The sequence below is a fragment of the Hungatella sp. genome, from assembly GCF_046966825.1.
The window spans coordinates 25,931-47,963 of sequence record NZ_JBKVCZ010000013.1 but is presented as its reverse complement, the minus strand read 5'-3'; the positions used below and the strand labels follow the sequence as shown (position 1 = coordinate 47,963).

General features: G+C 51.6%; 16 protein-coding genes. All 16 read right to left on the bottom strand.

The window, feature by feature from the left end; genetic code table 11:
• Positions 1–216: 216 nt before the first annotated feature.
• The 16 genes from ACLTD4_RS06345 to ACLTD4_RS06270 all read right to left on the bottom strand — a co-directional run bounded on the left by ACLTD4_RS06345 (position 217) and on the right by ACLTD4_RS06270 (position 21,996).
• Positions 217–1,344, bottom strand: a complete 1,128-nt coding sequence (locus ACLTD4_RS06345; protein ID WP_117633847.1) for a LacI family DNA-binding transcriptional regulator — start codon at positions 1,342–1,344, stop codon at positions 217–219.
• 65 nt (positions 1,345–1,409) lie between these two features.
• Positions 1,410–2,018: an SGNH/GDSL hydrolase family protein gene (locus tag ACLTD4_RS06340; RefSeq protein WP_117621118.1), complete on the bottom strand. Its 609-nt coding sequence runs from the start codon at positions 2,016–2,018 to the stop codon at positions 1,410–1,412.
• A 36-nt stretch (positions 2,019–2,054) separates the two neighbouring features.
• Positions 2,055–3,704 carry an MGH1-like glycoside hydrolase domain-containing protein gene (locus ACLTD4_RS06335; RefSeq protein WP_055654593.1) on the bottom strand — a complete coding sequence of 550 codons (1,650 nt, stop codon included), beginning with the start codon at positions 3,702–3,704 and terminating at the stop codon, positions 2,055–2,057.
• 26 nt (positions 3,705–3,730) lie between these two features.
• On the bottom strand, positions 3,731–5,413 hold the full coding sequence (locus ACLTD4_RS06330) for a sugar phosphorylase (protein ID WP_117621119.1): 1,683 nt from the start codon (positions 5,411–5,413) through the stop codon (positions 3,731–3,733).
• Between the two features lie 3 nt (positions 5,414–5,416).
• A complete protein-coding gene (locus ACLTD4_RS06325) occupies positions 5,417–8,086 on the bottom strand; it encodes a glycosyl hydrolase-related protein (RefSeq protein WP_117621120.1) in 2,670 nt (889 codons plus the stop codon).
• 64 nt (positions 8,087–8,150) lie between these two features.
• Entirely contained in the window at positions 8,151–9,254 is a 1,104-nt protein-coding gene (locus ACLTD4_RS06320) for an ABC transporter ATP-binding protein (RefSeq protein WP_117621121.1), read from the bottom strand.
• 10 nt (positions 9,255–9,264) lie between these two features.
• Positions 9,265–10,308, bottom strand: a complete 1,044-nt coding sequence (locus ACLTD4_RS06315) for a carbohydrate ABC transporter permease (protein ID WP_055654585.1) — start codon at positions 10,306–10,308, stop codon at positions 9,265–9,267.
• Positions 10,305–11,255 carry a carbohydrate ABC transporter permease gene (locus ACLTD4_RS06310; RefSeq protein WP_110322960.1) on the bottom strand — a complete coding sequence of 317 codons (951 nt, stop codon included), beginning with the start codon at positions 11,253–11,255 and terminating at the stop codon, positions 10,305–10,307. Before ACLTD4_RS06310 ends, ACLTD4_RS06315 begins: the two co-directional genes overlap by 4 nt.
• Before the next feature lie 116 nt (positions 11,256–11,371).
• Positions 11,372–12,724, bottom strand: a complete 1,353-nt coding sequence (locus ACLTD4_RS06305) for an extracellular solute-binding protein (protein WP_243008220.1) — start codon at positions 12,722–12,724, stop codon at positions 11,372–11,374.
• Positions 12,725–12,842: 118 nt separating this feature from the next.
• Positions 12,843–13,916 carry a CdaR family transcriptional regulator gene (locus ACLTD4_RS06300; protein ID WP_055654580.1) on the bottom strand — a complete coding sequence of 358 codons (1,074 nt, stop codon included), beginning with the start codon at positions 13,914–13,916 and terminating at the stop codon, positions 12,843–12,845.
• Positions 13,898–16,147, bottom strand: a complete 2,250-nt coding sequence (locus tag ACLTD4_RS06295; RefSeq protein ID WP_117621123.1) for a glycoside hydrolase family 65 protein — start codon at positions 16,145–16,147, stop codon at positions 13,898–13,900. Before ACLTD4_RS06295 ends, ACLTD4_RS06300 begins: the two co-directional genes overlap by 19 nt.
• Positions 16,144–17,196 carry a Gfo/Idh/MocA family protein gene (locus tag ACLTD4_RS06290; RefSeq protein ID WP_117621124.1) on the bottom strand — a complete coding sequence of 351 codons (1,053 nt, stop codon included), beginning with the start codon at positions 17,194–17,196 and terminating at the stop codon, positions 16,144–16,146. The genes ACLTD4_RS06295 and ACLTD4_RS06290 overlap by 4 nt, the downstream gene beginning before the upstream one ends.
• A gap of 58 nt (positions 17,197–17,254) precedes the next feature.
• A complete protein-coding gene (locus ACLTD4_RS06285; protein WP_070102377.1) occupies positions 17,255–18,049 on the bottom strand; it encodes a sugar phosphate isomerase/epimerase family protein in 795 nt (264 codons plus the stop codon).
• Positions 18,046–19,110 (bottom strand): zinc-dependent alcohol dehydrogenase, encoded by a 1,065-nt coding sequence (locus tag ACLTD4_RS06280; RefSeq protein ID WP_117621125.1) that lies wholly within the window; start codon positions 19,108–19,110, stop codon positions 18,046–18,048. Before ACLTD4_RS06280 ends, ACLTD4_RS06285 begins: the two co-directional genes overlap by 4 nt.
• Before the next feature lie 46 nt (positions 19,111–19,156).
• A complete protein-coding gene (locus tag ACLTD4_RS06275) occupies positions 19,157–20,191 on the bottom strand; it encodes a LacI family DNA-binding transcriptional regulator (RefSeq protein ID WP_055654571.1) in 1,035 nt (344 codons plus the stop codon).
• A 227-nt stretch (positions 20,192–20,418) separates the two neighbouring features.
• Positions 20,419–21,996 (bottom strand): AbgT family transporter, encoded by a 1,578-nt coding sequence (locus ACLTD4_RS06270; protein ID WP_117621126.1) that lies wholly within the window; start codon positions 21,994–21,996, stop codon positions 20,419–20,421.
• Between the last annotated feature and the right edge of the window lie 37 nt (positions 21,997–22,033).

The window sequence follows — 22,033 nt, the reverse complement described above, 5'->3', positions numbered from 1 at the left end:
TTTTTATACTTTCATTTCATCTTTTTGTTTTATATGTTAGATAATATCACAAGAAAATCGCCTTGTAAAGTACTTTTGCGCAATTTTTCCATTTTATTAATCGTTTTATATAGGGCACTTTGACCACAAGCATAGGGTTTTCCTATGGCTGCAAAAAGGAAGTACAGTCTGCCTGTCCGATATCTCTCGGTTGGCAGATCGTACTTCCTCTCGTTGTCACTCCGGAATCTTTTCTGATGGATTCTTTTCTGATGCATTCTTTTCTGATGCATTCTTTTCTGATGCATTCTTCTCAGACATATTCTTTCCGGATATATCCTTCACCGACTTCCGAATCCGCCTGGTACACTCCACTGCGCAGACGGCGTCCTCCTCGCTGATCTCCCTGCCTTCCAGCATCTCGATCATGATTTCACTGGCCCGGTAGCCGATATCGTGAAGCGGCAGGTCAATGGTCGTCAGCGGCGGATTATAATAACTGGACAGCTCCCGGTTATCGTAGCCCACCACGGACAGATCTTCGCCCACCGTCATGCCTAACTCCGCCAGCCTGTCGTAGACGCCGCCCGCCATCAGGTCGTTCATGCAGAATACCGCCGTGATATCCTTTGCAAGAAGCTTCGTAATGCCCTCATAGCCTGACTCCCTGTTCCAGTCTCCCTCAGTCACGAAACCCGGGGAATAGAGGATACCGCTGTCAAACAGCGCCTCCTGGTATCCCACCAGCCGGGACTGCGCGTGGATACTGTCCGATTTTCCCATGATCACGCCGATTCTCGTATGGCCGTTCTCGATTAAGTATTTCGTGATCTCGTATGCGCCGTGGCAGTCGTCCACCACGACGGAGGGCACCTTCGGCGTCCTGGAATAGCCGTAGGCCATCACCGCCGGTATGGGAAGATTCTCCGGTATACATAAGATCGGCCGCTCATGGGCCGCTACATAAATGATTCCTTCCACCTGCTTCTGCATCAGCTTTTTGATCTCGCGGCGTACCACCTCGTAATAGTCGTCCTTGCTGTAGTAGGTGTCATTATACTTTTTATAAAGCCTTAAATTGATCAGAAGGATCTGATAATCCACCTGTTCACACTGTTCCGTAATTCCATCTATGATATCCGGAATGCTGAATATGGTCATATCCTCGGCGATCACGCCGATACTTCTCGTTTTCTGCAGCTTCAGATTTTTGGCCACCACGTTTGGCGTGTAATTCATCTTCTCAATCATGGCCATCACGTTTTTCCTGGTCGCCGCGCTGGCCCCGGGCTTATCATTCAATATATTTGATACCGTTGCCACGGAAACATTGCATGCCTTTGCAATTTCCTTTATGGTTGCCATTCAATCACCCCCAAGTCTCTAAAACTATTAATACAGATTTTTGGGGAAATGTCAAGCTGAAACGTTTAATATATACAAAATCTCTGAATCTCCCGGTCTAAGACCGCGCCAATCCTCTGGTAGCCCGCCCGGTTGGGATGAACCCGGTCTTCCAGGTATATACCGGCATTATCGCGGTGAATTCCGCACAGCCGCCGCATGTCGATGAGTGGGAAGCCCAGCCGCTTACTGGAGCGCTCCAGCTCCTCGTAGTAATCAAGCATGGTGTATCCGTTTTTGTTGGGCAGTTCGTAAGCCTCTCCCGCCTGCGTCATGCCATCCGGGCACTCAAACCGGTAGATCGGAGTCACCCAAACCAGTTCCGCAGTGGGAGTCGCGGCGCGCAGCCTGTTTACAGCTTCCTTTACCCCATGGGAAAACTCTTCCAGCCTGCTTCCCCAGTACCAGTCATTGCTGCCGTGCCAGATAAGAAACAGATCTGCGTCTTCCGGAACCGGATTCTTATCGAGTACCTCCAGCATGCCGACGGGTGTCTTCCGCGTCAGTCCGCTGGAGCCGACTGCAAAATTATAAACCTTTTCCAGGGAGAGGCTGCTTTTCAGCATGGCCTCATAGCCGCCCTCCCCGTGTGCTCCCGTCGAAATACTGTCGCCGTAAATTGCTATTGTCTTCATAAAATATCACGCCTCATTTACCATACAAGTCAGGATTTAAAATGTCAGCTTCATGTCCCCCTGCACCATAATCGAATGCTGTGCGCCCTGATAGATCAGATTCAGCTTGAAGCAGTCCTCCGTATGGATGCTCACCTCAAGGGACCCGCCTGCGTCCTTTGCCTCAAAATCAGCCGTCTTTCCTGCAAACCAGTACTGCTTGCAGCCCAGAACGCCTCCCCGCACCAGATGCTCGGATATCTCCCAACGGACCGTCGTTTCCGTCTCATTCCTGTCGAGGGACAGGCCTGCGGCGTACTGGATCAGATAGAGAATCGGAGCGAGGCCGGACCAGCCCACGAAATCCTTGTTGTCTGCATCTCCGCTGGATATCTCATCCGGCGGATAGTTCTCCCAGATAGTTCCCGTCTCCTCATAGACCTTTGCGATCACGTCCAGATGGTTGATGGCGATATCCCTGGCCAGCTTATGGAACCCGTGCTTCTCCAGTCCGCAGGTGACGAGGGCGTTGGTCGGAGCCCACACGGAGCCTCTCCAGTATCCGCCTCTTGGATCGTATCCTTCCTCGTCCGCAGCCACAACCGGAATCCGGTGTACGCGGTTAAAGGTCTCCTTGTCCTCCAGCCATTCGATGAGACGTTTTCCCTGTTTCTCATCCGCCACGCCTGACACCAGCGGGAAGAAGCCCGCGATCGTCTTGATTCTGGTCTGGCGCTCGCCAAATGTCATATCGTAGTAAAATCCGTCCTGTTCGTTCCACATATAGTGATTGATTTTCTCAATCAGAACCGTACGGTCCTTCATAAGGCCTTCACGCCGTTTATCATAATCTGTCACTTCATATCCCTGTTTTACCAGGACATCCATGATGTCAATCAGATTGCCTGCAAACATGGCCATCTCACTGCTGGTATCCACCGCGAGCCCCAGATGCTTGTTTCTCGGTGAGTTATCCATACTCGCCCAGTCCGTAACGTACAAGCCGTTCTGATGGCGCAGATGGTACTTCATCGCCTCATGATAGTGGTAGAGCGGCTCGAATACCATGTGAAGACGAGCCGCGTCTCTCGTATGGCAGTAGCTCTCCCATTCCGCGAAGGCGAGAAGGGGATGGTTTAGATTGTCCAGGGTCAGATACGGCTTCTTCTCGATGATACGGCCCATATTCGGCTTGTACATGTCCTCATACGGCAGCTTTCCCAGTTCTCTTAAGGTACGGAAGCCGTAGTGATTCTGGAAATAGGAGTACAGCGGGCTGTCAAAGGCGTTGACCCACAGGAGAAAATCTTTTCCCGTATCCCGCACCATCTCTCTGGGTATCTCCCCATCATCAAACTGTTTGCAGTAAAAGTTATCCAGAGAACAGATTCCCGGAACGTAAGGATGAAGAAGATTGCAGAACAGCGTCATAAATACCGTGTCCCAGAGGAATATATCATCGTTAAATGCGGCGTCCACAAAATTGCTGACAAACCCGCTGCCCTCTGTCGGGCGGTGTACGTTGGTATATAATACCTGAATCGCATACTTGTAGCAGTCCACCCATTCCGGATGGCTTGATACAATAGGAACAGGAAGCCTGTCCTTTACCTCTTCGTAGCTTAAAAGGGGCGCTCCGTCGTACTCTTTCTTATCAAAATACATTCCCCTGTCGAGGGAATCCAAAAAGCTGTAATCTCTGTCCATACCCTGCTTCTCCTCTTTTATATTGGTCAGCTGTTAATCTTCATCCACAGATATTCATATGGCTCCAGCGTGACCTCCTGATTCATCAGTTTACCGGAAAGCAGACCGCTTCCCGCCATTCCTGTCTTTAATTCTACCACATCATCCGATACATTGATAAGTACCAGAATCTGATTTTCTTTCGTTCCCCTCAAGAGCGCGAACACTCTCTCATCCAGCTTCAGAACCTGCTGCGGACTGTTGGGCGAGAACGCGTCCTCCTGCTTCCGGATCTTTAACATCTGCCTGTATCCGGCCAGCACCCGGCTTCTTAAGGAATCCGGATCCGAGAGTTCCGCCTTCAGCTGGTCTGCGTCTAGCTTCTCCCTGTTAATCCGTCTCTTAATCCCTGATTCTTTGAAATCCTTATAACAGTTTCTGGAGCCCAGAAGGCTGTGGTAATAAATCGCAGGCATTCCCATGACGGAAAGCAGAATACACTGGGAGCCGAGGAATTTGCGGACCATTTTCCCCATATCCGTCTCGTTGCCGGCTATGGCGTCCAGGTAATTGATATTCAGCTCATACGGCACCATACTGCCGTCGGCCAGGGAACGGTAACCGACTTCTCCGCCGCGCTCCATGACCTCTGCCACCATGAGGCGCCGTTCCCCCTCGCTTAAGATGTCTTCCACCGGGCGAAGGCCGATTCCGTCGTGGGATGCCAGGAAATTAAAGTAGGCAGTCGCTTCCGTGGTCGGTTCCAGCCCCGCCGCCCAGTCCGATAAATGCGCCGCGCTCCCGCTCAAGTATGAGTACAGGGTCAGCGGAGGAAGCGGAAACTGGTATACCAGCCCGGCCTCATCATAGCCGCTGCCAAAGTAGCTGATGTTCTCCTTATGAGGCACATTGGTCTCTGTTATAATCGTGCAGCCCCTTGCGCAGGACTCCAGGACACACCTCATCAGCTTAATCAGCTCGTGGGTCTGCGGAAGATGCATGCAGGTCGTCCCCAGCTCCTTCCAGGCAAAGCCGATGGCGTCAAACCGGATAAACCGCGCGCCCTTCGCCGCATAGAGCAGAAGTACATCGAGAATCTCTATTAAGACTTCCGGGTCCCTGTAGTTTAAATCCAGCTGGTCATCGCTGAAGGTGGTCCACAGATACTTCGTCCCCATGGAAGTTTCGAACTTCGTGAGCAGCGGCAGCGTTCTGGGCCGGATCACGGTGCTGTAGTCCCCATCGGGATCCGCCTCGATAAAGAATCCCCGGTAGTGCGGATTTCCTGCCGCATACTCTTTAAAGTACCGGCTCGACTTAGAGACGTGATTGATCACTGCGTCAAACATCAGATCGTACTGTTTCCCCAGATTCCCGATATCTTCCCAGTCTCCCAGCTCCGGATTGATCTCCTTAAAATCCGTCACTGCGAATCCATCGTCCGACGTATAGGGGAACATGGGAAGTAAATGGACCGCGGTCACCGTATCGGAAAGTTCCTCGCTCAGAAATGAGCGGAGTGTCGCGAGAGGCGCTTCCCCCTCTCTTCTGATTCCGTCACCGTACGTAATCAGCATGACATCTTCCTTGCTCACCCATGGATATAGCGCCTCACCGGAGGTACTCCCCATCTTAAGCTGCCACGATTCCGTCAGTGCTCCTATCCGCTGTTCCAGTTCCTCCCAGCAGTCCGGGTATAAATTTTGTAAGTGTTCTTTTATGCTGTCCATATTCTATCTCCATGCGATGTATAGTGTTATAATTTTATTTCCCGGTACCGTACAGGTTACGGTGTCCGACGTGTGCTTTACTTCCCCTTCCAGTTTCTCCAAAAGGCTGCACGCCCGGCATTCACCGATCTCCCGGCCGGTGCGGATCACCAGTTCCTCCTCGTGGCTGCTTCTGTTATAGAAGCGCACCACCGTTCCATTCATTGTCCGGTGTTTCTTAAGGGCGCTGAGCAGGATGTTTTCGTTGTCAAAGCTTAAGAAGGATCCGCAGCCCCCTCTCTCTGCCGGAAGGCGTGGTACAGCCATTCCATAAAGAGGATATAAGTATTTCTCTGCCTCCCTTGCCGGATTCTCTTCATCAAACAGAACCGCATATTCCACAGTGGTCTCCCCCAGCTCCATGGCTCCCTTCGTCTCCACCACAGGGGTGGTGCTCTCCTGTCCATCCAGCCATGAGGTTGGAAGGCCGTGGAACAAGTAACTCGTACTTCGAAGCAGGGTGATATAGAAATCTACTGTCTCTCCGTTTTTCTTCGTGTGGTACTCATAAAGCCCTTTTCCCATCACGTGGAAGCTTCCGTCACATTCCGCCGCCGTACCCTGCGAGGCGTTTTCCTTTTTCCCCCTGAGTCCTGCGTATCCCCGCATCGGTTTTAACAGGGACTGCGTCGATTTAAGCTCCGGTGCAAAATCCTTTCTTTCCCCGGTCCGCTCCGTCTCCTCAAAGCCTGTGTTTGAGTATTCCACCGGATTTTTTAATGTCACCGGGAATCTGGCAAACAGGATGTGATCCGGACAGGGATTGTCGATCTGTACCGTAAATTCCACCCGGTCCGATCCCTCAGTCAGAGAGACGAGCGTTACAATCCGGCACACCCGATACTCGGCGGAGCGCTTTAAAAATCCGCGGTCCGCCCGGTCCGGTATGTTCAGTTCGGCCGTTATCTTAAGCTTCTGTGACAGGGGGCTGTTGTGAATTACGGAGACGCCCGTCAGCCTTGCCAGCACATGTTCGTCCAGAAGAGGAGACACGTGCTGATACTCATCCCCCGCCTCGCCTCTGTCCACAAAGCTGTTCAGTCCCCGGTATATTTGTCCGTTCTTTTTGTCCTGCACATTGATGCTGGCATCTTCATTGACGGTGACAGAAAAACGCTGGTTTTCAATCTTAGCCCCGGATGGCTGGCGCCGCACGTAGAATTCCTGACACCGCTTCTCCAGAAGACGGCTCTTCTGAATCCGGAAATACCGGATGGAAAGCGCCGGAATATCTTTTACCGGGAATAAAATCTTCACACACGTTCTCGGAACCTTCTCCTTGCTGTTATAAAAGTATTCCCGGGTGATCACCTCATCGGAAAGTTCCAGAATTTCATAGGGAATCTCCTCGCCGTTGTCCCCGTAAAGCACGAAATCCTTCCAGCCTCCGTCCTTCTCTAAGTGCACCGTCTGTTCCGTCATCCCCGTATAGGAAAATGGATGGGGATTGAAGACCGCCAGATACGACTCATCGCCAGAAGCCTGTCCGTACTCTTCCCGTCCCGTCAGCTCCTCCATCGCCGCCTCGCTGATCCGTGAGGAAGACTGGAGCGCATGGGTTAAATAGGACTTGATATCGTCCATCACCTCGTCGGTAGAACAGCCGGAGATTCCGTCGTGTCCCAGAGATATGGAGATGTTTCTCCAGATTTTTCCGAAGAGCCCTTCCGGATAGTCGAATCCGTCTCCACAGGCAGAGGCCAGGACGGCCAGCGGCTCCGCGTACCGTTCCACCTGCGACTGAACCGCAAACAGAAGGCGTTTGATCCGGCCCCGGCAGGAAGTGACCGCGGTCGGATCCGGTCCGTACCGGAAATCCCGCAGCTCCCCTCTGACCGTTCTCAGTCCGCAGAAATCGCCCGCCGCTTCCTTCGCCATTTCCGCGTAATCGGCAATGGAACCATTTCTGATATCCAGTTCCGGAAACGTTTCCTTCACGTCTCTCACCATAGCCGTAAAATCCGGGTCCTGGTAGAGATGATCGGAACCATTGATCAGCAGAAAGGTATTTAAACGGCTGGATTCCTTTAACGTGCGGTAGGCATCGTAAAAATGCTCTGCCACGGTCTTTCCCATTTTCCCCCAGCTCTTCAGACTCCAGTATCCCAGAATCATATACTCGCACAGGACGCGGGACCCATCCGGGGACTCCCAGCAAAACTCCTTTTCTTTGTATTCCGTCCGGTCCACTCCACGGAAGAAGAACGCCGTATCGATTCCCACTCCGTTTAATATCTGCGGAAGCTGGGAGATATGACCGAAATTATCCGGCACATAGCCCGCGTTCAGCTTGCCTCCAACCGACCGGCAGACCTCATCTCCCAACAGGAAATTACGGATCAGCGCCTCTCCTCCGGATAAGAACTCATCCGGCAGATTATAGAGCGGCCCGAATACGAGACGCCCCTCCGCCGCCAGCTTCTCGATTCTCCCCCTGTTTTCCGGGTAGATCTCCAGGTAATCCTCCAAAACCACCGACTGTCCGTCAAAGGTATAGCACAGAAACTCCTCATCCTGTTCCAGAAGAGCGATCAGCCGGTTCATCAGTCCGCAGAGCCGGATCTGGAACTCCTGAAAGGTACGGTACCACTCACGGTCCCAATGGGTTGATGCCGCGATCAGAATCTTATCCATGTTGCATCCTCTTTCCACCGTTTCACGGTTTCTTACTTATCTGATTGTTGCTTTATTCCAGCTACTACTTAATCCTGCAAGACGTATCGCGGTCAAAGAACATCACCTTGTCGTCCTTCACGTTTAATGCCACGTTTGTCTTCGGCGCCATCTCCATGTAGGTGGTGGTGTGAATCTTCACTTCATTTCCGCCAATCTTTGTGATCAGAATGGCGTGGGAACCCTGGGGCTCCACGAAATCGATGACGGTGTCGCATAAGTAACCTTTCGTCCGATCCATGGAGAATGACAGATCGATGTATTCCGGCCTCACGCCTAAGTCCACCTCTTTGCCGGCGTACGGCAGTAGCGCATCCTTTAAGGAATCCGGCACCAGATAGTGAATATCATCGTTTACAGCCATCAGGCCGTCTGCCGTCTTTTCGATCTTTGTGACAAAGAAATTGGTCGGCGGCGTACCGATGAACTCTGCGACAAATCTGGTTGCACTGTCCTGATATACCTCCATGGGCGTGCCGATCTGCTCGATTCTGCCCTTGTACATGACGACGATTCTGTCTGCAAGGCTCATGGCCTCAGACTGGTCATGAGTAACGAAAATGCTGGTGGAATTCTGCTGGATATGGATATTCTTCAGCTCGGTTCTCATCGACACACGGAGCTTTGCATCCAGGTTGGACAGCGGTTCGTCCATCAGGAAAATCTTCGGCTTCACAACGATCGCCCTGGATACGGCAACCCTCTGTCTCTGACCGCCCGACATCTGCGCCGGATAACGGTTTAAGAGCCCTACGATGTCGGTGGCTTCCGCTGCCGCCGTCACGCGTTTTTTGATCTCATCCTTCGGCACCTTCTGGAGCTTTAAGGGATAGGCGATATTGTCAAATACCGTCATATGGGGCCAGATGGCGTAGCTCTGGAATATCATGGATACGCCGCGGTCCTTCGGCTTCTTTCCGATTACGTCTTCCCCGTCGATTAATATCTCACCGCCGCTGATATCCTCGAGTCCCGAAATCATGCGGATGGTGGTCGTCTTGCCGCAGCCGGACGGTCCCAGAAATACAATGAACTCTCCCTTCTCAATGGATAAATTCATATTATTAACAACCAGCGGACCATCTTTCGTATATTTTTTCTGCAAATTCTTGATTTCCAAATAGCTCATAAGCTTCCTCCTATAGTTCTACTCCGCCCCACATCTGACCGATATATTTTCTGATAATAAATGTAAACACCAGTGCCGGAAGGATCAGCACGATACTTCCTGCTGCCGCATACTGGATTCCGCTTGAGGTGGTTCCGATCGCCTTATAGACAACCAGGGACAGCGTCTGGTTTTTATTGGTCAGGATCAGGGCTGAAATGGTATCATTCCAGGCTGTTAAAAACGAATACATTGAGCTCGCCGCCAGTGCCGGAAAGGCCAGCGGCAGAGTGATCTTCGCAAAAGTCTGCACACTGTTGGCCCCGAATATCATGGACGCCTCTTCCAGCTCCTTGTTGATTCCGATGAAGATACTGTTGGTGATCCATGCCGTCAGCGCAATATTAGGGACGGAATAGAGAAGCGCCAGACCGATTCTCGTATCAAAGAGGCCAAACTTAATCAAAAGCATTGCCATGGGAATACTGATTCCCACCACCGGGAACATGCGGACGATTAAAAGCGATACATTAATCTGTTCCTTAAATTTAAACTGGAACCTGGCCATTGCAAACCCGGCCAGACTGCCGATTCCCAGGGAAATCAGAATTGTGTAGAGTGAAACGATAATACTGTTTTTCAGCGCCCCGGCTGCGTTTGGCACGATACTGAAAAATGTCTTAAAATTATAGAATAAGTCCTTCTTATAGGTAAACTCCATGGGGCCATCGGTAAGAGTCTGCTTAAAATCCTGGACCAGCTCCTCGCCGGGCACGGTTACCGCATACTGTCTGGTAAAGTGCGCTTCCAGCTTGGAGGCTCTCTTTGTCGTGATAATGGATTCATATCCCTCGCCGCTGTCGTAGAAAATCTCGAATTCCCCCTCAGAAGTCGGCGCTACCTTGACGGTGACCGTGCGTTTTGGGATGAGCCGTTTGGGGAATTCCGTCATTTCGACGGAGTTGGAAAATGCAACCGTTGTAAATGCGAGAAGCGGAACCGCCACAAGGAGGACCATGGTCGCCAGTATCAGGGCCATAACGGTTTTCTGTACGATATTCAGTTTGTCCATCATTTTGCTGCCTCCTTCGCTTTAGCCAGGCGTTTCCCGCCTTTTTCGTGGGAACCGGCTCCCGCGCCCTTCGATACCTTCAAGTACACAACCGTCGCACACAGTACGATCAGAGTCGTCAAGAAGGAGAGCGTAAATGCGAGCTTCTGGCTCGTGTTGACACCGGGTACGGCTTCGACATAGAACGCGATTCGCTCCACCAGGAACGGAACCTTGCTGTATCCCAATACCATAACCGCAATCGACCACACCTGAATGGCCGCGATCAGTCTCATGATGATCGACGTGGTAATGGAAGGCTTTAAGATCGGAATCACGATATCCTTAAAGGTCTGCCATTTGTTGGCTCCAAAAAGGTATGCCGCCTCTTTTAACTCCCTCTGTACCCCCTGAAGTCCTGCGATTAAGATAATCATGACGGAAGGGGTTACGGTCCAGGTGTCTATAAGGATAATCAGAAAGACTGCGGACAGTCCCTCCGCCCCCATGAACACGATGGGCTTGTCGATTAAGTGTAATCCGATCAGAACGGTATTGATCCAGCCATCTCTGACCAGTCCCGTCTTCCAGAGTATCGCTACTGCGGTAGGGGTAATGGCCATGGGAATCATGGAAATGAACATCAAAAGCTTGGAGCTTTTGAACTTTCTCGAAAGGAGTACGGCTAAGAGAAGCGCCAGAAAATATTGAAGCACAACCGAGACTGCTGCAAATGTTGCGGTGTTAAAAATTGCCGGGCCGATTAAGTCGGACTGGGCCATCAGCTTAAAGTTGCCAAGAAGTGTGAAATTGCCGTCAAAATCAGTAAAAACCTCTTTTACCCCCGACAGCACCGGCAGCAGCCAGAATACTGCATAAAAGAGGAATGCCGGGAGCAGAAGCAGATAGGGAATGCTTTTTTTACTGAATATTGCTTTTTTTGTCGTCTGTTTTGAATCGTTCTCGTTCAAATATATCCCCCATTCCTTTAGGCAGGGTAAACCTGTCTGTATAATAGAAAGGCCCGGAAACGCCCGGTGAAGGTCGCATTACCACACCGCAGCTTTCCAGGCCTTTGCATAATTGATTAGTTCTTCAATGCATCCAGCTTACTCTGCTCTTCTGCAAGGTAATCATCTCCAGGAACCGCTTTATTCTTTAATACATCGTTAAAAATATCACCGTAAAGCAGTTTTACCGCGTTCCAGTCAGAATACTCTGCTGCCGGTACACCGGTTACAATCGTGGTCTTTAACATTTCAATACCGGCTCTCATCACTACGTCGCTGGATTCCAGAATGTCGCCAACCTCTTCGATCGGGCTTAAGGATCCGCCGTAATTGGAACAGAATTCATAGTTTACTTCCGGATCTGCAATGTAATTGATAAATTTCTCTGCCAGTTCCTGATTCGGAGCACCCTGAGCGATGCCGTAGCACCATGCGCCTGATGTGGAGCCTGCGCCCTTGCTTCCCTTAGGAGCCGCGCCGATTACATAGTTGTTGGGAGCTGCGTTGTAGCTTGTACCAACAGGTGCCATATGGGCAAATGTCAGCCATACGTCGCCGCTGTTTAACGGATCTGTCGGTGCGGTGTACTGATCCTGCTCTGCGTAGAATCCATTGCCTGCCGCGATCTTGGCGATAATGCCCAGCGCCTCCTTGAATCCTTCAGAGGTAAATTCCGGGAAACCTCCGCCATAAGCCAGGCTCATGCCGCCCATCGGGTATAACAGCTGGGAGCTTGTTAAGTTGGCAGGCATCATGGTCTTTCCTTCGCCTTCACCGGCTGCGATCGCAACCGCCCAGTCTGCGTACTGTTCCCATGTGATACCGGAAACAACATCTTCTTCTGTCAGTCCATCCGGAAGATAATCCAGGGCCTTCTTATTGGCACACGTTACGTATACATCGAAGGTAAACGGAGCGAAGTAGCGGACACCGTCTTTATTTGTTGTGTTGTCAAACATCTGGGTATAGGTCGATCCTGTGCTGTTTACCAGTTCTGTGATATCCTGCATCCAGCCGCCGTTCACGTATGGCGCCATGTTTGCCGTGTCGGCGTAGATAATATCGGTTATGTAATTCTTGCCTTCCTGCTCCGACTGGATCTTCTTCACCGCGTCCGCCTGAGCTACAAAATCCACTTCTACGGTACAGTTATTCTCCTCTTCGAAGTTCTTGAAGAAGGTATCCATCAAATACTGCTTCTCATGAATTTCCGGAGTGCCGCTGTAGGTAACCTTTAAGACGTTCGTGCCGCCGGCTTCCTTCTTTGCTGCTTCCGTCGCCGGCGCCTCCGTGCTCTCTGCTCCGGCTGCCGCCGTCGTTGTCTCGGGAGCCTTTGTCTCAGCCGGCTTCGATGAGCATCCCGCCATGCTCGCCGTCGTTATCACTGCAAGACCAAGTGCCGCTAATTTCTTCGTTAAGTTTTTTTTCATTGTTCCCTCTCCTTTACCATTTGTTGATGATAACATTGTAACATTCCAACCTTCCCACTACAATGTGGCAGCGCCCAAACCCGGGCTACGCTTTTGTGCATTTGCACAATTGCCATTTTTACTTTTCACCGCCCATTTTAATCACGGCGATATAGAGCATCATCAAATCCTTCGCCCGTCTCGGGTTCCGGTTCAGCAGCTCTTCGATCTTTGCCAGACGATAGTTTAACGTGTTGCGGTGTATATGAAGCTTATCGCAGATCTGGGCATAGTTATCGTTATCTTCCACGTAAGCGGTTATCGTCTCCTTCAGGACGCCGTCCACATCCCGCTCCTCCAAAAGCTTCAGGATCTCTTCCAGCTCCCTGGTCACTTCTATATTATTAAGAAGACATTCCAGTGAAACCTCGTGGTAGCACAGAATCCGTTTGCGGATATTCAGCGCCCTGGCTATGTGAAACGTCTGCATGACGGAGTTTGTCGTTCTGCTGGCAATGACATCGGATTCACCAATATAACAGTTCTCCAGGTCTTTGCTGATATCCAGTATTTTCTCCAGACGCGATTCCAGCCTTTTATCCGACCGGAACAGAATCAGGACCTCCTCCATACCCTGACGCACGATGTACTCTCCCGCCGCCAGATGGCTTTTTATGGTTTCAATGATGCTGTAACGGATTCTGCTGCTGGTTATGACGACAGCGGTTCTCGGAATCTTCATATCGATGCCTAAATACGCCGCCTGGTCGTAAAATGCGTCATCGTACTGTTCTTTGCTTAAGCCGATCCATTCATACAGGAAATCCTTCAGACGGCTTTCCTTAATGGAGGACATATCGCTCAGCAGACGGTTTTCAATGGTCAGAACCGCGATGGATAAACAGATCTGCCCAATGGGCATCACTTCTTCCACGTCCCCGCCGATCGCAATCACGCCCAGTATGCTGTTGTTATAGATAATCGGAAGGCTGACTCCCTTCTGTTCCGTGGGAGTGCTCTCATATATCACATAGGCTTCCTTCCGCTTCAGTGCGGTCAGCGCTCCCTTGTGAAGCGTTCCCAGCGTGCTTTTGTCACCGCTTGCAAGGATCTCTCCGGCCGTGTCCGTAATGTTGATATTGCAGGGGATGATTTTCATAATCCCGTCTGCAATCTTTTGCGCATTCTCTGTGTTCAGATAATTTTCGTACATGTGATCTCCATCCCCTCTCTGGCAGTCCGTTCTTCGAATGGACTGCCAGACACCACGGCCGTTTTCTTCTTTCCATGATCCATAAAGGAAAAACGTATGGACTGCCAGTGGTCCGGCAGATGTGGAGTAAACCGATAAGTTCCGCCATCCGTTTTCATCCCTGCAAATCCCCTCAGGAGGCAGTTAAGGATCCCACCCAGCGATGCAGCGTGAATTCCTTCCGCAGAATCCTTATATCCCTCGCAGAGATCAATCTCCATCGCCTGACGGAAAAATTTCATCGCCATGTCCATTTCCCCAATCACAGCCTCCGCCTCGGCGTGAGCACAGAGGCTTAAGGAGGAATCGTGAGTGTTCAGTGCCTCGTAAAACTCCACGTTTTTCTTAACGGTTTCTGCGTCAAACCGGCCTGGCAGAAGCTCCAGCAGCATGACCACATCCGCCTGTTTCAGTACCTGCATGTCCACTACCTGGCTGCGGCTGTAGTCCTTTAAGATCAGCTGGCGCACATCCGCATTCCTGTATTTCTCAATGTCCGGCAGCTTCTTTTTACTGAGGAAGGTGTCATCCTGCGGAATGATCTTCTCATCATTCGGCTCCGGCAGATAGAGGCAGCGAAGAAAATGGTCAAACCGCTCGCTCCATCCTTCCTCCCGGTAGGAATCCGCCAGAGGGTGTTTCCAGGAGGCCAGGACATCTCCCGCCGCTTTTACATTTTCATAAGCCATGTAGTTGGTATATGCGTTATTGTCCACATGCTCTGTGTACTCATCCGGACCAATCACATCACGAATCTCGAGACGGCCCTTCTCCTCGTTCCAGACAGCTCTGCTGTGCCAGAACACAGCGGTCTCCAGAATCATCCGGCATCCGTACTGCTCCATAAACTCCCGGTCGCCGGTCGCCTGATAGTAAGAAATCAGTCCATGAATGATATCCGCGGTCACATGGTGCTCCTTGATTCCCGACCATACCTTCGCGGCCTTTCCCGTATGGATGTCGATTGCCGCGTAAAGAGGCGTTTCCTCCTCGCCGGAGGACGCCGCCTCCCAGGGATACATGGCTCCGGAGTATCCGTACTCTTCTGCCTTCTTCCGCGCCCCTGCAAGGCCATGGTACCGGTAAAGCAGCAGATTCCTCGCTGTCTCCGGAAACATATAAATAAAAAATGGCATGATGAAGATCTCCGTATCCCAGAAGACATGGCCCTTATAGCCTTCCCCGGTCAGTCCCTTTGCAGCCGCACTGCAGGAACAGCCGTCCCAGGGAACCATACCCGCCAGATGATACTCTGCGAATTCCACGGCGGCCCGCTCTTCCTTCGATGCCCCAGTGATCTCAATGGCCGCCATATCCCAGAATCGGTCAAATGCCTCTCTGTGGCGGCGGTTCAGCCCGCCCCAGCCAGCCTCCTCCGCTTCCTCCAGGACATCCGTCATCTCCGTCACGGTCTGACCGGCCGTCTTTCCGGCAGCTTCTTCGCCGTTTTCCACATAAAACAGCGTATACTTACAGATTGTCCACACCTCTCCCGGCCGAAGCTCTTTTTTAAAGTCCTGACAGATTCCTCTCCATTCCAGATGAAAGGCCGCCGTCTCACGGCTTTCGCCTGTGCTGCATACCGTCATAACAGATAGTATCTGCCCATCGTCGCATCCGCATTCCAGGAACATCCGTTTTTTTTCAAATACTCTGGCCTCCATATGGTCGAAATGGGACACTCCGCTGTTTGTAATCTGTCCGTTGATTCCGGTGGAAAGCTCCAGAATACCGCCTTTCTCACAGGAGACCGACAGCTGATGGCAAAACAGCCGCCGGTTGTCCACAGATGCGAATCTCCTGGAGGTAAGCGTGACACTACCGGCCGCCTTCATTTCGCATCCGATCCGGCTCTCCAGTTCACCGTATCTTGTATACAGAGAGCGGTCGTAATCCGTCAGACAGCAGGAATCCAGCCGCAGGTTCTCCCCATTAATACGAATTCTGAATTCGGTAACATCGGGGCAGTTCACCAGCTCCGTCACCTCATGAACACCGGCCTTATGGTACAGGCCGCCGATAAAGGTTCCCCTCGACTCATCGAGCTGCTTCGTCTCGAAAGACGCCCGGATACCCAGAAAGCCGTTGCACTGTGCGAAAACGGCTTCTGTCTTTCTGTTATAATCCGGATTCCGTTCCGGCTCATAAAAACGGAATCCTTTTTCCTTCTCCTCTATTTTGTAATAGATCATAGATTTCCATTCCCATATATAACCGGTCTTCCCGTTCCAGCGGATCGGTATAAACCGGTAATCAGCTTCTGCACATAAACGGCCTGATCCGGCGTAACAAGAATATCCGCCCGGCCCATGCAGCTCTCCACAAAGTTTCTGATGCAGTCGTAATGCCAGTCCTTCGTCTCATCAAAGGGATAGACCGCGTTCACCTGCTGTCCGTCCTCATCGCCGTAGATTCCTAAGGGAAACACGCTGAATCCCCGTTTGCTGCCGTACAGGCGGACATTTCTCTCTTCCTTATCGGCGATATTGACCGCAAATGAGGTTCTTATATGTAAGGAACCGCCATTGGAAAATCGAATGAATCCGAACAGGCCGTCCTCCACGCCGAATCTGGCGCCGTCCCAGCTTCCCATGAAGCCCGTTCCGCCCTGTTTTCCGATCAGGTCCGAGGAGGAGGCGCAGACATAGGATACTTCCGGGTAATCCAGCAGCCAGGCGGCCAGATCCAGCATGTGAGCGCCGATATCGATCAGAGGACCGCCTCCCTGCATCTCCGGGTTTGTGAAATTGCCCCATCCCGGAATCCCTCTTCGCCGAAGCCAGGTCACGTCCCCGGCGTACAGAGTTCCCATCTCACCGGCTTCGATCTTTCTCTTCAGAAAGGCGATCTTTTCCGCATGGCGGAAATGAAACCCAAACGTTAAGATCTTTCCGCACCGCCTCGCGGTATCCCGCATTTTCTCCGCTTCTTCCTCCGTGATCGCCGGCGGCTTCTCACACAGGACGTGGCAGCCGTGTTCCAGGCAGAGACACGTCATATCACAGTGAAACTTGTTCGGCACACAGATGCTGACCGCGTCCGGACGGACCTCCTCAAGCATGGTCCCGGCATCTGTGTACCAGGATGGAATCTGAAACTCATCGGCCGCCATTTTCGCCGCGTCCGGATTCACATCGCAGACCGCGCTTACCTCCACGTCCGGGAGGCTCTTATAATGATTGATATGGGAGGTCCGGGCTACTTGCCCGGACCCGATAACTGCTACCTTAAGTTTGCTCATGGCCTTCTCCCTGTATTGCAATTGCTGGTAATGCATGAAATGATTTACATAAACTGTTTTACATAAACTGCTTCATATAAGCAATGGAATCCACATAGACCTTCAGCGGATCTTCGCCGCGGATTCTTCCCTCATTCACAACCGCTCCGTCATATCCAATCCTCTTTAACGTCTCCATATGGCGTCTGAAATCAATGCTTCCCGTACCCGGCTGGTATCTGTGATTCTCCGCGATGTGGATATGGCCGATATAATCCTTATATTTTTCCAGCGTCTCGGAGATATCATCCTCCTCGATGGACATATGATAGAAATCGCCCGTAATCTTCACCATCTCAAATTTTCCTTCGTCGATGATGGAAACTGCGTCTTCCGTCGTATTTAACATATGGTCCTGATACCGGTTTAACGGCTCTAAGTAGATGTAGATGCCGCACTCCTTCGCCGTCTCCTCAAGCTGGCTCAAAGAATCCAGAATTGCCTTTCTGTCCCCTTCCCGGCTTCTCGGAGATACCATTGGAGGAAGGCGGTATGTAAACATGCCCCAGGCCGCAGGAACCACCACGCCGGTTCCTCCTACTTCCTTTAAATTCCGGATGATCACCTTCAAATCGGCGATGCCGTTCAGTCTCTTCTCCTCGATAAAATCGCCGATCCAACCGCGGTATCCGCCGCAGGCGCTGGAAACCGGAAGGCCGGAAGCTTCGACTGCCCGTTTAATCTCGTCCGGCTTTTCCATCAGCACCTTTCCATCGATCTCAAAGCATTCAAAGCCGATTGATTTTACAAATTTAAATTTTTCTGTCAGGTCCTGCGGGAAAAAATCCCTGTCCTGTGTACCAAGCAGCATCATTCTTCACCTCCAAATGTAACGCCCATCTTTATGCTCTTTTCCTGTTCCTTATCCATATAAGTGCAGATGCCCTCTGCTGAATCTTCAAATTTCACGACCGGATCGATGATCTCGGAGCAGTCTAAATATCCGCTCATCAGCATATCCCAGACCACATCCTCGATTCTCTTTCTGTTCCACCTTGGATAATCCGGATTCGGTTCACTGCACGCTCTTGAAAAAACGATCTTGCCGTAATTATAATGAGCTTCCTGTCCCAGCCAGAGCCCCGCCGGAAATGGCTTTGCAAATGCCAGATAAGCGATAGTTCCGCCGTATGCCAGCCCCTTTAACGCAGACTGAAGGGCCTGCACGCTGCCGCTGGTCTCCAGAATCGCATCCGCACCCATCTTTCCGGTAATACGTTTGATCTCGTATCCCACGTCACAGGCGGTCGGGTCGAAGCAGTAATCGGCACCGTACTTTCCTGCGATCTCTCTTCTCTTTTCAATGGGGTCCACCGCTATCACGATGGAGGCGCCTGACTTCTTTGCCATCTGTACCGCCAGCTGTCCGATGGCGCCCAGTCCGATTACGACCACATTGTCGCCGGAGCGGACGTTGGCGTCACGAATTCCGCCCAATGCGAACTGTGCCGGATCGTAGCAGACGGCATTTTTCGCGGAAGCTTCCCTGCTCATCTTTCTCAGCTTATAGTTGTCCACGGCATTGACAATCTCTGTCTCCTTAATCGGTCCGTAGGAACAGACTCTGTCGCCTACCGCATATTCCGTAACATCAGCGCCTGCCTCAATGATGGTTCCGACAAACATATTGCCGATGGGAAGATCGCCGAACTCAATTCCCCGCGGCTCATCCGCGGCTCTCTCCACAAATACCTTCCAGTCATTATCGAATTTTCCATTGATAAATGGTGTTGTGCCTCTGAAATCGGCTAACTCCGTTCCATGCTTCGGTGCGGCAAACTCTACCTTCACTCTCACTTCGTTGCTCTGAATCGGTCTGTCCTCATAATCCTTTAATTCGGCTACTCTCGGCGCCGTAGCTACAAGCTTCTTCATGATGCTTCCTCCAAACTCTTCTATTATATAGACTTTTTAATTTTCTTTACTCTGTCCCGGCTGCGCCGGTACTTCTGGTTGATTCCCGTTCCTTAATGGTGGATGGCAGGAAAATCTGCTCGCGGATCAGTGCCTCATGACACTGCTTCTTTTGAAGAAGGGACTGGAGCAGGGTGATGCAGTTCTCCGCCAAACCTTCAAAGTCCTGACCCAGAGATGACAGGGACGGATATGCTTCCTCGTTGACGGCCAGATCGTCTGCCGACAACACGCCCAAATCCTGGGGTATTCTGTATCCGCACTCGGCTGCGGCCCTGTAGATTCCCAGGAAACGGTTGTCTCCATTTGTGAAAATACTGTCTGCTGCCCCTTCCTGCAGCAGCTCCCTGGTTCTTTCATACGCGGTCTTTGCGTCTTTTACGCCATAAACGACGCGGCCTTCCGGGACTGCCTTTAAAAAGCCGCCGACACGCAGCTTCGTAGAATAGAAATTCGCGTCATTGGTCAGGTAACAAATCTTTTTAAAGCCTTTCTCTTTTAAGTATCCGCCTCCCTTTAACCCCACATCGAAGTTGTCAAGGCTGACCGCCGGTATATCTTGTTCCTCCGGCTGTCCGAGGACTACGTACGGAGTTCCGGTCCGTTTCAAATACTCGATTCTCTGATCTTTTGCCATATGTTCCAGCAGTATGGCGCCATCAGCGATACCACTGGAAAGCAGGTAAAATCCATCCGTCTCATCTTCCAGAAAACCGTGGCTGTCGGATGGAGACACAATGATCTTCAAACCGATACCGCTGGAATAGCGGAACAGATACTTAAGCATCTCGCTTCTCCATAAGTTCATATAATCGCCGTTGTGCTTGTCCAGAAAAACAATGATAATATTGGTTCTGTTCTGTTTTAAACCTTTGGCCAGAAGGTTTACCTGGAAGCCGCACTGCTCCATCGATTTCCGCACCGCGTCCCTCGTCTTCGGACTCACCTGCTCGGGATGATTTAATACCCTGGATACCGTCTTCAAAGACACGCCGCAGTGCTCGGCTATCTGCATCATATTTGCTTTTTGAATCTCAACCACCCTCTCTCCGTTTAATTTTGTCCTATGTTCTGTTTCATTTTGTCCTACGTTGTCATTTTAAAACAAACCATTTTCTTTGTCAATTTGCCGGGGCATTCTTTATGCATTTATTTGAATTCTCATTCAGCGATTGTGCAGATGCACAAAGGGGCGGCGGCCTTTGAAAAAGAAACCGGACCCCGGCGCTTTTCTTTCAGCGCGCCGAGGTCCGGCTCTCTCTTATTTTCCTATGAAATCATCAGACCCGCTCCCGGTCCCAGAGGCAGTCCGGCCCCCATCCACAGGATGAGCAGCAGCGACCAGCCGATCAGGAAACAGATGCAGTATGGAAGCATGGTGGATACCAGCGTCCCGATCCCGGAATTGTCATCATACTTCTTAGCAAAGACCACCACCATGGCAAAGTAGGCCATCAGCGGCGTAATCAGGTTGGTAGCAGAATCCCCGATGCGGTACGCCACCTGGACCAGTTCCGGCGAGTAGCCCAGCAGCATAAACATGGGTACGAAAACCGGCGCCAGAATCGTCCATTTGGCGGAGGCGGAGCCCATGAACAGATTGATGACCGCTGCCAGCAGAATAAAAAGTACCATCAGAACCGGCCCTCCCGCCCCGATATGGCCCAGAACGTCTGCCCCCTTCAGCGCCAGGATCGTCCCCAGCTTCGTATAATTAAAGTAGCTGATAAACTGAGCCGCCGCAAATGACAGGGCAATATAACCGCCCATGGCCTCCATATTGCTTCCCAGCTGGGCGCAGACATCCTTCTCGCCTTTGTACGCGCCGGAAACACGGCCGTAAACCACGGAAGGCACGAAGAACAGCAGGGCGATCAGCACGATCAGGCCCGTCATAAACGGAGAAGAGGAAATCAGACTTTTCGTCTCCGGGTTCCTGAAAAAGGAATCCTGCGGCCATGCCAGCAGGGCGATCGCCGCGGCCAGTACAAGAAAGCTTATATTGGCGAGGCGGAGCGCCTTTCTCTCCCGCCCGGTCAGAGACACGGCCGCGCCGCCTTCGCTTTCTTCCCCGTAAGTCTGTTTTACGCTTCCAGCCAGACGCGGTTCCACGATCCGGTCCGTCACCCAGCTGCCCAGCGCCACGATCAAAAAGGTGGACACGATCATAAAATACCAGTTTGCGGACGGCTCCACAACGTAGCCGGGGGAGACCAGCTGCGCCGCCTCGGAGCTGATACCGGCCAGCATGGGATCCAGCGTTCCGATCAGCAAATTGGCGGAGAAGCCGCCGGACACACCGGCAAACGCCGCGGCAATTCCGGCGATCGGATGGCGGCCGCATGCCAGAAACACCATTGCTCCCAACGGAATCAGCACCACATACCCTACGTCCGAAGCCACATTAGACATGACACCGAGAAATACTAACATGGGCGTTACCAGCTTCGCGGGCGTAACCGACACCGTCTTCTTCAGCAGCGCCGACAAGTATCCGCTGCCCTCTGCGCAGCCCACGCCCAGCATAGTCACCAGAACCACGCCCAGCGGAGCAAACTCCGTAAAATTGGTTACCATATGAGTCAGCATATATACGAGACCGTCGCGGTCCATCAGGCTGACCACCGACACGGTCTGCGTCGTCACTTCCATTGTCGTACTGTCTATCACTTCGCCTTCCGCCGAAATCCCGGCCGCAGCCAGGATTCCCGATAATAAGACGATAAAAAGGGCAAGCGCTGCGAACATAGTAATCGGATGAGGCAGCCGGTTGCCCACTTGCTCTACGGTATTGAGGAAACGGAAAACCAGTGATTTTCTTTCCTTTTTCCCTTCATTCTGTTTCATATAGAATAAACACCTCCTCGGTCTTTTCTATTTTTAC

What these genes read in the sequence shown, in the direction of transcription:
- ACLTD4_RS06285 (WP_070102377.1), bottom strand. Translation starts at nt 18,049, where the DNA reads ATGATGCTGCTTGGTACACAGGACAGGGATTTTTTCCCGCAGGACCTG.
- ACLTD4_RS06305 (WP_243008220.1), bottom strand. Translation starts at nt 12,724, where the DNA reads ATGAAAAAAAACTTAACGAAGAAATTAGCGGCACTTGGTCTTGCAGTG.
- ACLTD4_RS06320 (WP_117621121.1), bottom strand. Translation starts at nt 9,254, where the DNA reads ATGAGCTATTTGGAAATCAAGAATTTGCAGAAAAAATATACGAAAGAT.
- ACLTD4_RS06270 (WP_117621126.1), bottom strand. Translation starts at nt 21,996, where the DNA reads ATGAAACAGAATGAAGGGAAAAAGGAAAGAAAATCACTGGTTTTCCGT.
- ACLTD4_RS06300 (WP_055654580.1), bottom strand. Translation starts at nt 13,916, where the DNA reads ATGTACGAAAATTATCTGAACACAGAGAATGCGCAAAAGATTGCAGAC.
- ACLTD4_RS06330 (WP_117621119.1), bottom strand. Translation starts at nt 5,413, where the DNA reads ATGGACAGCATAAAAGAACACTTACAAAATTTATACCCGGACTGCTGG.
- ACLTD4_RS06325 (WP_117621120.1), bottom strand. Translation starts at nt 8,086, where the DNA reads ATGGATAAGATTCTGATCGCGGCATCAACCCATTGGGACCGTGAGTGG.
- ACLTD4_RS06340 (WP_117621118.1), bottom strand. Translation starts at nt 2,018, where the DNA reads ATGAAGACAATAGCAATTTACGGCGACAGTATTTCGACGGGAGCACAC.
- ACLTD4_RS06290 (WP_117621124.1), bottom strand. Translation starts at nt 17,196, where the DNA reads ATGAGCAAACTTAAGGTAGCAGTTATCGGGTCCGGGCAAGTAGCCCGG.
- ACLTD4_RS06335 (WP_055654593.1), bottom strand. Translation starts at nt 3,704, where the DNA reads ATGGACAGAGATTACAGCTTTTTGGATTCCCTCGACAGGGGAATGTAT.
- ACLTD4_RS06280 (WP_117621125.1), bottom strand. Translation starts at nt 19,110, where the DNA reads ATGAAGAAGCTTGTAGCTACGGCGCCGAGAGTAGCCGAATTAAAGGAT.
- ACLTD4_RS06295 (WP_117621123.1), bottom strand. Translation starts at nt 16,147, where the DNA reads ATGATCTATTACAAAATAGAGGAGAAGGAAAAAGGATTCCGTTTTTAT.
- ACLTD4_RS06345 (WP_117633847.1), bottom strand. Translation starts at nt 1,344, where the DNA reads ATGGCAACCATAAAGGAAATTGCAAAGGCATGCAATGTTTCCGTGGCA.
- ACLTD4_RS06315 (WP_055654585.1), bottom strand. Translation starts at nt 10,308, where the DNA reads ATGATGGACAAACTGAATATCGTACAGAAAACCGTTATGGCCCTGATA.